We start from the raw sequence: 10,217 nt of genomic DNA, 5'->3' as shown, positions 1-10,217 counted from the left end.
CTTCCCGAGGAAACATGAGCGACGACACCGTCACCGACGAAGCCGAGGCACCGCAGGACGCCGGTCCCCCCGTCCCCGACGAGATCCAGGAGGCCGCGCGCCGGGCCCCCGACCACTGGCTGGGCATGGTCGATCCGGCGTGGACCGGTGAGGGCGAGCCGCCGAACTGGGCGGTGGTCGGCCAGTGGCGGTCCGGACTGGACGGCGAGATCGAGGAATGGCGTCCGAACGAGGAGTACCGGCCCTCGCCCCAGGCCCTGGGGTGGCCGGCACCGACGGACCCGGTGGACGAGGCGGTCCAGCTGGCGGCCACCGGCTACGGGCCCGGAGACGCGGTCCCACGGGCGCTGGCCACGGCGGAGGTGGCCGTGCTGCTGGCCCCCGGGGGCGGTCCGCTCTCCGCCACCTCGCCCGACGGGGAGGCCGTCGTCCCCGTCTTCACCTCGCCCACCCATCTGCACCTCGGCGGCCGTTACGGCTATGCGCTCATGCCCGTACCGCACCTGCTGGAGCGCATGCCGGACGACCATGTGCTCTACCTCAACCCCTCGGGTCCGGTCGGCATGACGGTGAACACCGACGCACTGCGCACCGCCGTCCAGGAGGCACCCGCGGAGCGGGAGGAGGCGGCCGTCCCGCAGGATCCGCCGCCCGTTCCCGTACGACCGGCCACGACGGGCGGCGACGTGCCGGCCCGGCCCGCACGCCCGGCGCCGGCCGACGACGGCTCCGCCGAGGGGCCCGCCGGGGCCGCGGCCGCGCAGGCGGCCGAGTGAGCCCTGACGTGTCAGAGATTCCGTACGCGCAGCAGGAGTTGCCCACATGACCAGCCCCACCGCATCACCGGGCGACGAGCCCACCGCCGTCCGGCCCGTTCCCACGGAGTCGGGCCCCGGCCCCGTTCCCACGGAGTCGGGCGCGGGCACCGCGCCCGCGGACCGGCCCGGCACCGCGCCGGAGGCCGGCGCCGCCGCGCAGGGCGGTCCCACCTCCGTCCTGAAGGGCGAGGAGGGCTTCCGGGAGCCGCCCGAGGACTTCGTGGCCGCCGCCCGGCTGGCCCCCGACCACTGGCTGTCGGTGATAGACCGGCACTGGAGCGGCGCCGACGGCGAGATCCCGCCCGCCTGGGCCGTTCTCGGCCGCTGGCGCAGTGATCTGCGGGGCGAGATCGTGGAGTGGGAGGTGAATCCCGACTACCGGCCCTCCCCTGACGCCTACGGCTGGGAACCGCCCGTCAGTCAGGCCGACGCCGCGGCCCGTATCGTGGCCACGGGCTACGACCGGGAGGAACTGCTCGCCCTCGCCCTCGCGGACACCGAGGTGGCCGTGTGCGTCGACGGCGCCGGCGAGCCGGCCCTGTCCGAGGCACCCGACGGAACGCCCGCCGTGGCGGTCTTCTCCCCCTCACCGCGGCTGGCGCAGGACGAGCTGCCGCCGCACGAGGTGATGCCGGTGACCGACCTCCTGGACCGGCTGCCCGACGGCAGCGAGGTGCTGTTCCTCAGCTCCTCCGCCCCGGTGGCCCAGCTCGTCACGGAGGACGCGCTGCGGGCGGCCGCGGCCGTGGTGGAGCGGGCCGCCGGGGAGAGCGACGAGGAGTGGGTCCCGTCCGCGCCGGGCCTGCGCCCCGCCGGGCTCGACGACCTGCGGCGCCTGGAGGAGTCGCTGGGCCGGGATGCCGCCGTGGGACCGGCGGCCGGCCCGGGAACGGGTACGCCCGACACGAGGTGAGAACACCGCGGGGCCCGGCCGGACCGGCCGGACCCCGCGGACGGAACCAGGAGATCAGGGACGGGCGACCGCCCACTCGTGGTTGTCCTGGTTCTCCGGGGCGCACGGCGTGATCACCAGGTCACGCCGCTCGTCGTCGGGAGCGTAGGAGTCCAGGCACATGTTGTTGCTGGCGGCGTTGCGTATCCAGAATTTCCCGTCGGACTGCTTGTCCAGCCACCACAGCTGGTTGTCGCCCTGGGTGCCGTCGCACGGGAACTCCGTGACCTTCGTCTCGCTGCCGGCACCCTCGTGGCCGGGCAGGTCCAGGCACATGCTGTCCATCACGTTGCGGATCTGGAACAGGGGCACACCCCCCGGTCCGGCGTCGGCGTACCGCCTCTCCAGGTTCCACAGCTGGTTGTCGTCCGGCGCGCCGTTGCAGTCGGCGTGGATGACCGGGCCGTCGGCGGCACCGCTGGAGAAACCGGGGATGTCCACGCACGTGCCGTTCGTGCTGTTCCTGATCAGCACCCGCGTCAGGACGGCCGGCAGCTGCGACGGCGCCTTCCCGGCCGTGCCCTTGCTGCCCTTGCTGTCCTTCGCGCCCGCCGCGCCGGGAGCCGGGGGAGTGGAGGGCGGATGCGCCGCGGAGCGCTCCTCGGACGCGGCCGGCTTCCCCTGCGGCTTCTCCTTCTCCTCCTTCTTCCGCTCCTTCTTCTTCACCGGGGACGGTGACTCGGCCACGAAGGCACCCGCCGGGGAGTCCCCGCCGTCGATGACGGTGTCGGCGACGCTGCTGGTGCTGACCTTCTTCTCGTCGTCCTCGTCGCCGCCGGTCGCCATCATCAGCAGGGGCACGGCGATGAGAAGCGCGCCCGCCATGGCGGCACCGGCCAGCATGGGTTTCCTGGGCCGGCCGGGGTCGCCCTCGTCGGGACCGGCCGGGGCGCCGCCGGAGCCCGACGCCGCGGTCGCCGTGGCTCCCTCGGCCCGTCCGTCGGGGGCGCTGCCCGCCGCGGTCGCCTCCCTGGCCGCGGAGGATTCCCGGGTGCCCGTCCGGGTCGCCTCCGGACGCGCGGTGACCGTGACCGCGGTGTCGCCTGCGGCGGTGTCCGCCCGGGTGCCGGAGGTCCCGCCCCCCTGCGTCCGCGGACGGGACCGGGCCTCCGCGTCAGCGGACGCGGTGCCGCCGCCCTCCGCGCGGGGGGAGGGCGTGGACGTGTCGCCGGGACGGGCGCGTCCGCTCCCGGCCCCGCCTTCCTCCCCCGGCGCCGGGGTCGAAGCCGGCCCCGGAGCCGGACCCGCGCCACCGGCTCGGGTGTTCCCGCCGCCGGTGGGCCGGGCCGCCACGGACCCGGCACCGGGGGAGCGGGCGGCGCCTTCCCCCGGGGCGGATGCCCCGCCCGGGCTCTGCTGCTGGTCGGACATGTGGTTCCCCTCTGGCCCCGGAAGCGTCCTTCGGGGCGGTGGCACGTGCTGCGGATACGGTCGTTCAGCGACCGTGGTCTGGTTTCGAACGGCGGGTGGGACGCGGGACCGTGAGCGGCGCCATCGGACCGGCCGCCTTCAGATGGTCCGCGAGGCGCGCCGGGTCGCTGTCCGGCCGGCCGGTGAGCGCACGGGCGACCGCGGTGTGCAGCAACTGCCGGGAGGACGGGGCCAGCGCGCCGAGCAGTACGTCGCCGACGAGTTCGGGCACCCGGTAGTGCCCGTCCGCCGCCGAGTCCTGATCGGCGTGCCAGACGAGCAGCCGGGCTGTCACCGCGGCGTCGATCAGCGGCAGCAGCTCTTCACGCTCCACGGCCTGTATGTCCGCGGCGAGTTCCACGTCGAGCCGTCCGCCGTCGGCGGCGGCGTGCGCGAGCATCGTCCTGGCCGGCGCGGGTAGCGGGGACAACCGGGCCTGGACGATGCTGCGCACCGCCGCCGGCACCGTCGCCGACGGCCCCGTCCGCTGCCAGGGCGGCAGCTTCAGCAGCTCGTTCAGCACGAAGGGGTTGCCCGCGCTGCGCTGGTGCAGCGCCGCCGTCAGGTCCAGGCCGGCGTCCTCCCCGCGTGCCGAGAGCAGCTCGGCCACATCCTCGTTGTCCAGGGGGCCGAGGTGCAGCCACGTCGTGTCCAGGCGGGCCAGCTCCGCGAGCAGGGTGCTGACCGAGGGGTGCTGTGTGTCGCCCACGGCACAGACGACGGCGAGGGGAGCGTCCCGCAGTGCGGGGGCGAATCGGCGCAGCATGTCGTGGACGCCGGGAGTCGCCCGGTCGAGGTCGTCGACCACGCACAGCACCGGTGTCCGTCCGGTCTCCCTGCCGGGAGCGGACGGCGGTTGCCCGCCGGCGATGTCCTCGACCGCGGCGTCCGGACCGTGTGTGCACAGGGTGTCCAGCAGCCGTACGACCGGGGATCTGAGGGCCGCGCCGCCGTCGGCCGGTTCCTGGGCGTGGTCGGCCCTGACCACGGCGAGCCCGGATTGGGACGCCTGCGCGGCGATCTCGTCCAGGAGCCTGGACTTGCCGGTTCCCTCCTCGCCGGACACGACGGCCCACCGGGTGCGGTTCGTTGCGGCGCTCTCCAGCAGACCACGCAGCTCGGCTAGTTCCTGAACCCGACCCACCAGGGGCATCGGGGCGGGCGGGTGCGCACGGGACGGTGCGGTGACGGTGCTGGCCAGCTGGGGGGTGCCGAGGACGGTGGTGTCGTGCCGCAGGACGGCGGTGTGCAGGTCCCGCAGGCCGGGAGAGGGGTCGAGGCCCAGTTCCCGGGCCAGGATGGTCCGGAAGTGTTCGTATTGACGGAGCGAGTCCACGGGCCGTCCGGCCGTGTAGAGGGCGCGCATGAGAAGGGACCACGAGGCCTCCCTGAGGGGAGCCGTGGCCACGAGTTCCTCGGCCGCCTGGACCGCCCGCTCCTTGTCGCCCTGATGGATCAGGACCGTGGTCCGCATTTCCCTCGCGTCCTGGTGGGCCGAGTCGAGCCGGGCCCTTTCCCGCTGCGCGAAGGCGTGGTCGGCGGCTTCCCCGAGAGCGGTACCGCGCCACAGCGCGAGCGCCGTCTCTATCTCCTGGCGCGCCTGAACGAGTCGCCCCTGCCCGAGGGCTTCCCGCGCCCTGCTCACCGACGTGTCGAACGCGCTGGTGTCCCGGGCCTCCTGCGGCACGTGCAGGGAGTACCCCGCGGGACCGCTGACGAGAACCGTCGGTCTCACCCTGCGGACCGGCTCCAGGACCGCGCGCAGCCGGCTGACGTGGGCGCGGATGGAGGACACCGCCGCCATCGGCCGGTCACCCTGCCACAAGGACTTGGCCAGCTCCGTCAGGGAGACGGGCCTGCCGTTCTCGATCAGGAGCCGGATGAGCAGCACCCTGCGCTGCCGGGGCCCCAGGTCGAGCAGTTCCCCGTCCCGTCGTACCTCAAGGGGGCCGAGCACGCTGTAGCACGTGTCCTGCCCGTAACGTGCGTTCACTTGCGTCCGTTCGCCTTCCACCTGCATCGCGCGGGACACGTCCCGGCAACCCGCAACACGGTAACTGTGACGCTCTTAATTGGCAGTGCCAATATAAGAGCCGTCACCGACCCTGGCAAGCCCGGGACTCGACCGCGGCGAGCGGACATATGCGGTATTCAGTGGCACATCACCCGACGAATTGTCTTTCCTTGCCGTGTGAACGCCCGTTGAACGGGTTTCCTTGTCCGTTGCTTGCTCGGCGTGTGATCCGTGGCCGACTGTCACGCGGCGGTGGCCTCGCAGCGCGCCGCATCTTCCTCTGGCCGAGGGTGAACCGCTTCGCGGTGCACGGCGTTGTGCGGGTGTGGGCCCACGCCGCCGTGTTTCCGGGCGGCGCGATGGTGGTGGCCGCCCGGTTGCCCCCCCCCGGCTGACGGTCACTCACCGGCCCTCACCAGCCTTTGTCCCAGGGGGCAGAGGTCGAGCAGGCCAGGGCCCGGTACAGAGCGGTCCCGGGTCCTGGCCGCTCGGAAGGACGCCGGGCACCGTGGACGGCTCCGTGTCCGCGGCGTGTTCCCCCGTCGGCCCCGCGGAACGCCGGTCCGCTGTGCGCGAGGTCTGGGCAGTCTTCGGGCGGCGTGCTGTCATTCCGCTGCACACCGCATGTCCAACGTTGGAAGAGCTGCCCTTCCCGGCTGTTCAGCCCGGCCGGCCGGCCCGTCCAAGACGCGTCCTGGACCCATTTCTCCTGTGAGCGCCCTCCACAACCGCGAGAAGCCGTAACCGCTCGCGGGCACGATCCGCACGGAGCCCGCGGTCCACCGCGTCATCCGGAAAACGGACGGGCCCGGCACGCACCGCGTGCCGGGCCCGTCCGCCGTGTCAGCGGCCGGTCACTGACCGCCGGCCGCCTTCTTCTTGCGCAGGACGAGCATGGCCGCGCCGCCCGCGACCACCAGGACCACCGCGATGCCCGCGATCACCGGCGTCGCGCTGGAGCTGCCGGTCTCCGCGAGGTCACCCTTGCCGCCGGTGGTGTCCTCAGAGGAGCCGCCGGCCGGGCTGGGGTTGGAGGACGGGGTCTCCTCGCCGCCACCGGGGTTCTCCGGTGCCGGGGTGCCCTGGGTCTTGCAGTCCAGGACGCCCTGGAAACGCTCGGAGAAGCCGTTCGGGCCGGTGACGGTGAAGTCGTACGCCTCGTCCTCGCCGACCGGGACCGTCACGGTCTTGGTCTCGCCGGCACCGACCGTGTGCTCGGCACCCGCGAGCTCGAAGGTGAACGGGCTGTCGCCCTCGTTGCCCGCCGTGACGTCGATGCCGCCCTTGGCGCAGTTCTTCTCCGCCGTGACCGACGGGATGGCGCCCTTGGTGGCCCAGTTGGCGGTCGCGTCGGCCGTGACCGTGGAGTCGCTGGACCCCGCGAGGATCTGCGTCTGGCTCTTGCTGGCGCTCGCGAACGCACGGCCGACCGGAACCTTGGTGGTCGCCCGGACCGTCAGCGAGGCCGAACCGTCGGCCGCACCCTCGGGTACGTCGAAGTACAGCTCGGTGCCGTCGGCGGCCGACGTGACGGCCTGGCCGTCCTTGCCGGTCACCTTGACGCCGGCCGCCGCGGCATCCTCGGAAGCGGCGACGGAGACCTGGCCGGCGTCGGTGCGCACGGTCACCGGGCCGAGCCTGCTGCCGGACTTCCCGGAGACCGCGTTGGGCTCCAGCGTCAGGGAGGTCTTCGGCTCCTGGAGGTTCTGGGCCTGGGCCTCGAGCCAGTCGGCGAGCGTCTCGGCCTGTGCGTTCTCGGCCTCGACCTTCGCCCCGTCGGAGAAGCGCCAGATGGCGACCTGGGTGCCGGCCGCGGCGGTTTCGGGCGTCAGCTGCCCGGAACCCGACTTCTGGGCGAGCGATGCCAGGTCGGCGACCTGCGGGTACGAGTTCTGGAGGATCCAGAGGATCTTCCCGGCGTTCTCGTTGGCACCGAGCGAGGTCTGGGCCCAGGGGGTCTCCAGGTACGTCGCCTTGTCCTGGGTCGGGTTGTGGATGTCGATGCAGTACGTCTGCAGCAGGCCGCTGCCCTCGACGCTCATCTCGAACAGGCCGGCGGCGATGGTCTTGGTCGTGCCGCCGCCGACGTCCAGGCGGGCCTTGTCGAACGTCTTCAGCCCGTCGAGGGTGGCAACCGCTCCGCCCTGGTGGTGAACGTCGTTCTCGTCGGCGACGGCGTTACCCGTACCGGCGAGGGAGCCGAGGGCCAGCAGTCCGGCCGTGGCGGCCGCCGCGGCTATCCGTCGGCCGGTGGTGCGTCGGCCGGTGGTGCGTCGCCCGGTCGCGGCGGACGCAGAGAAAAGTGCAAACACAGAATTCCCCTCCGGCTGGGCTCTCTCCATGGACGCGCGCGGGGTGCGCTCACACGGGATACGTGGTGGGAGAGCCGTGCCAGCAGTCTCAAGTGCCCCATGAGCACAGCGGAATCCTATGGAGTGAATGGTTCCGGACGTCCGGTCCCGGCATCGCACCGCCATTCCGCATCGGAATCGTTACCACTGGTGACCGGACTGCCCGCATCCATCCAATCTTCACAGCCGGGTCGGCAAGTCCGCGCCCCGACCGCCCAGTTGAGGGAGCGCGCCGCAGCGACGTGTCTCCCGGGGCGGCGAGGAGTCGGTCGGGCCGGGTCATCCTCCGCGTTTCCCGGCAGCACGTCGTCTTCCCGGGAGCCGGAGCCCGGTCCCCGCCCTGCTCCCGGACCCCCTGACGTGGCCCGCTGATGCCGGGGACGGGAAATCCTCCGCACTACGACGGACCGTGGTGGTCGGTTCACGAGGCAAGCCGTGACGAGCGACGAACTCCCGTGGGACCGGCCGGCACCCGTGCGGGGCCGCTGACCGGCCGGGGCACCTGGGCGCCGACGACACTCCGTACGATGTGTGGGCACGGTGCCGTCCCCCGCCGCCGTGCCGCCCGTGTAAGGAGATCCCGTGCCCGCTGCCGGCCCGCCGCCCCCGTCCGACGACGCGTTCTGGCAGGAGCGCCGCATCTGCTTCCTCACCACCTTGCGCCCCGACGGCACGCCGCATCAGGTCCCGGTCGGTGTCACCTACGATCCCGAGACCCGGGTCGCGCGGGTGATCAGCAGCGCGCACAGCAAGAAGGTACGCAACGTCATCGCCGCCGGACCGGGCGCGCGCGTGTCCATCAGCCAGGTCGACGGCCGCCGCTGGTGCACCTTGGAGGGCGCGGCCGTCGTCCGCGACGACGCGGGGTCGGTCACCGAGGCCGAACGACGGTACGCCGAGCGCTACAGGCCTCCGCGGGCCAACCCCGAGCGTGTGGTCATCGAGGTCGCCGTCGACCGGGTCATGGGCACGGTGAAGCCTTCGGGCTGGTGAGTCACGGACCTCGGCCGGAACCGCCACCGTGGCGCGGGCACGCCGTGCCGGCGACGGCTGGGACCATCACCGGCGAGGCCACGGCGAGACCGCGGGCGTAGCGGCCCCGGACGTTCCCCAGCGCCGTCGCGAGCCGCCGCGAGCCGCCGCGAGGGCGGTGCGGTCGGCCGTGCGCCAGGGCACGGCCGACCACGGACGACACGCGCGGCCCGGGTGCAGCGACCGCGACGGGCGACATCGCGGCGAGGCCGGGAGGCTTTCGACGGACGCCGTGGGCGCCGACGGGATCGGTGGGGCGGGACGCGAGCGCCGGTGGGGTGCCGGGCCTACCAGCCCTTGGTCAGGTAGGGGCGGGTCCACAGGGCGACCTGGAGGGTGACGGACTTGAACCACGCCTGGTACATGGCCTCCACCTCCCCCTCGGTGTGGCCGGCGGCGCTCAGGAACGGGCGCATGGTGGCGGTGATGGGATAGATGAAAGCCACCATGTAGCGCATCGACACGTTGGGCACCGAGGACACGTGGTCGGTGTGGTTCTTCTTCGCCGGCGTGTGCCGCACGGCGATCTCCTCCTGGTACGCGAGCCACTCGGCGTCGTAGGGCCGCGTGCAGGTGTCCTCGATCCACTTCCCGAAGCGGTGACGCACCGCGGCGAGGTAACTGCCGATGGGCTCCCCCTCCGGGGTGGAGAAGTAGGCCACGAGGTGCTCGTTCGCTCCGACGAATCCGTACCAGACGTCGAGTACGTCCTCGACCTGGTCCTTCAGTACGTCCCAGGCCTGCCGCAGGGCGGCCTCGTCGGCCTCGCCGAACAGCACCGCCGCCTTCAGCTTGTCGAGATCCCCGACGGTCACCGGCGATGCCGGAAGTGCGGAGTCACCGTAGCGGTATCCGGGAACGGTCGCTTCACTCATCACTGCTCCTGGTGTTTCCTGGATCCCGCGACGAGGCCTTGCGCTCCGGGCAGACCTCGGCCCGCCACCGCACCTCTACGGGAGTCGCCTTCCGCGACCAATTACTGGCAGTGCCAACCGTATGGGCTCGCGGCGCGGCCCGCAAGAGATGTCCGGACGGGGTGGCGCGGGCATCGCGCGCACGCGGCCATGGTGCGCCGCGCGCACCGTCCCCGCCGTCGGTGAGGGGCCTGGGCGTGTCGTCCCCGTGCGCCGGGCATGCGCGGTCGGCCCGCCGTCAGATGGCGCAGTGGGGGCAGATGCCCCGGTAGGTCAACTCCACGTCGAAGACCGTGTACCCGGAGCGTTCCGGCTCCGGTAGCTCGGAGAGGAGGTCGCGTGCGGGGGGCACGTCGCGCATCGCGCCGCAGCGGACGCAGATCAGGTGGTGATGGGGGTGGTGCGCATTGGGGTCGTAGCGCTTGGCCCGGTCGTCGGTCGAGACCTCCAGGAGTTCCCCCTGACTCACCAGTTCGCCCAGGAAGTTGTAGACCGTCGCCCGGGAGATCTCGGGCAGCCGCTCCACCGCGCGCGCATGCACCTCGTGGGCGGTCAGGTGGACGTGGTCCCCGTCGAGAACCTCGGCCACGACACGCCGCTGTGCGGTCAGGCGCCAACCGCCTTGCCGGAGCCGCCTCAAGAGATCACTCACGCGGCCGAGCGTAACAGCGGCGGCGCCTGTTCAAGAAGGAGTCTTTGTTTGGACGTTACCTTGACTTAGATGAA

General features: G+C 72.8%; 8 protein-coding genes. 3 read left to right on the top strand and 5 right to left on the bottom strand.

Features of this window, described 5'->3' with window-relative positions:
- Positions 1-14: 14 nt before the first annotated feature.
- Together FHX78_RS35665 and FHX78_RS35660 are read left to right on the top strand one after the other, a co-directional pair.
- The gene (locus FHX78_RS35665) at positions 15-776 is read left to right on the top strand and encodes a type VII secretion system-associated protein (RefSeq protein WP_145872335.1); all 762 of its coding nucleotides are present in this window, start codon (positions 15-17) and stop codon (positions 774-776) included.
- A gap of 46 nt (positions 777-822) precedes the next feature.
- The gene (locus FHX78_RS35660; RefSeq protein WP_145872334.1) at positions 823-1,731 is read left to right on the top strand and encodes a type VII secretion system-associated protein; all 909 of its coding nucleotides are present in this window, start codon (positions 823-825) and stop codon (positions 1,729-1,731) included.
- Positions 1,732-1,785: 54 nt separating this feature from the next.
- Here FHX78_RS35660 and FHX78_RS35655 read toward each other — a convergent pair whose 3' ends face one another.
- From FHX78_RS35655 to FHX78_RS35645, 3 genes are all read right to left on the bottom strand, one after another.
- Positions 1,786-3,141: a ricin-type beta-trefoil lectin domain protein gene (locus FHX78_RS35655; RefSeq protein ID WP_145872333.1), complete on the bottom strand. Its 1,356-nt coding sequence runs from the start codon at positions 3,139-3,141 to the stop codon at positions 1,786-1,788.
- Between the two features lie 64 nt (positions 3,142-3,205).
- Positions 3,206-5,173 (bottom strand): ATP-binding protein, encoded by a 1,968-nt coding sequence (locus FHX78_RS35650; protein ID WP_229924195.1) that lies wholly within the window; start codon positions 5,171-5,173, stop codon positions 3,206-3,208.
- 875 nt (positions 5,174-6,048) lie between these two features.
- Positions 6,049-7,536 carry a Cys-Gln thioester bond-forming surface protein gene (locus FHX78_RS35645; RefSeq protein ID WP_145872332.1) on the bottom strand — a complete coding sequence of 496 codons (1,488 nt, stop codon included), beginning with the start codon at positions 7,534-7,536 and terminating at the stop codon, positions 6,049-6,051.
- 591 nt (positions 7,537-8,127) lie between these two features.
- Between FHX78_RS35645 and FHX78_RS35640 the strand changes: the two genes are divergently transcribed.
- Positions 8,128-8,538, top strand: a complete 411-nt coding sequence (locus FHX78_RS35640) for a pyridoxamine 5'-phosphate oxidase family protein (RefSeq protein ID WP_145872331.1) — start codon at positions 8,128-8,130, stop codon at positions 8,536-8,538.
- 326 nt (positions 8,539-8,864) lie between these two features.
- Here the strand turns inward: FHX78_RS35640 and FHX78_RS35635 are convergent, their stop codons facing one another.
- Positions 8,865-9,452, bottom strand: a complete 588-nt coding sequence (locus FHX78_RS35635) for a protoglobin domain-containing protein (RefSeq protein ID WP_145872330.1) — start codon at positions 9,450-9,452, stop codon at positions 8,865-8,867.
- A 277-nt stretch (positions 9,453-9,729) separates the two neighbouring features.
- Positions 9,730-10,143: a Fur family transcriptional regulator gene (locus FHX78_RS35630; protein ID WP_145872329.1), complete on the bottom strand. Its 414-nt coding sequence runs from the start codon at positions 10,141-10,143 to the stop codon at positions 9,730-9,732.
- Between the last annotated feature and the right edge of the window lie 74 nt (positions 10,144-10,217).

This window comes from Streptomyces capillispiralis (assembly GCF_007829875.1).
GTDB classification, from domain to species: domain Bacteria; phylum Actinomycetota; class Actinomycetes; order Streptomycetales; family Streptomycetaceae; genus Streptomyces; species Streptomyces capillispiralis.
This window is presented reverse-complemented; position numbering and strand designations above follow the sequence as displayed.

Excerpts from the sequence above, each read along its gene's own strand:
- FHX78_RS35665 (WP_145872335.1), top strand. The coding sequence starts at position 15 with ATGAGCGACGACACCGTCACCGACGAAGCCGAGGCACCGCAGGACGCC.
- FHX78_RS35660 (WP_145872334.1), top strand. The coding sequence starts at position 823 with ATGACCAGCCCCACCGCATCACCGGGCGACGAGCCCACCGCCGTCCGG.
- FHX78_RS35655 (WP_145872333.1), bottom strand. The coding sequence starts at position 3,141 with ATGTCCGACCAGCAGCAGAGCCCGGGCGGGGCATCCGCCCCGGGGGAA.
- FHX78_RS35645 (WP_145872332.1), bottom strand. The coding sequence starts at position 7,536 with ATGGAGAGAGCCCAGCCGGAGGGGAATTCTGTGTTTGCACTTTTCTCT.
- FHX78_RS35635 (WP_145872330.1), bottom strand. The coding sequence starts at position 9,452 with ATGAGTGAAGCGACCGTTCCCGGATACCGCTACGGTGACTCCGCACTT.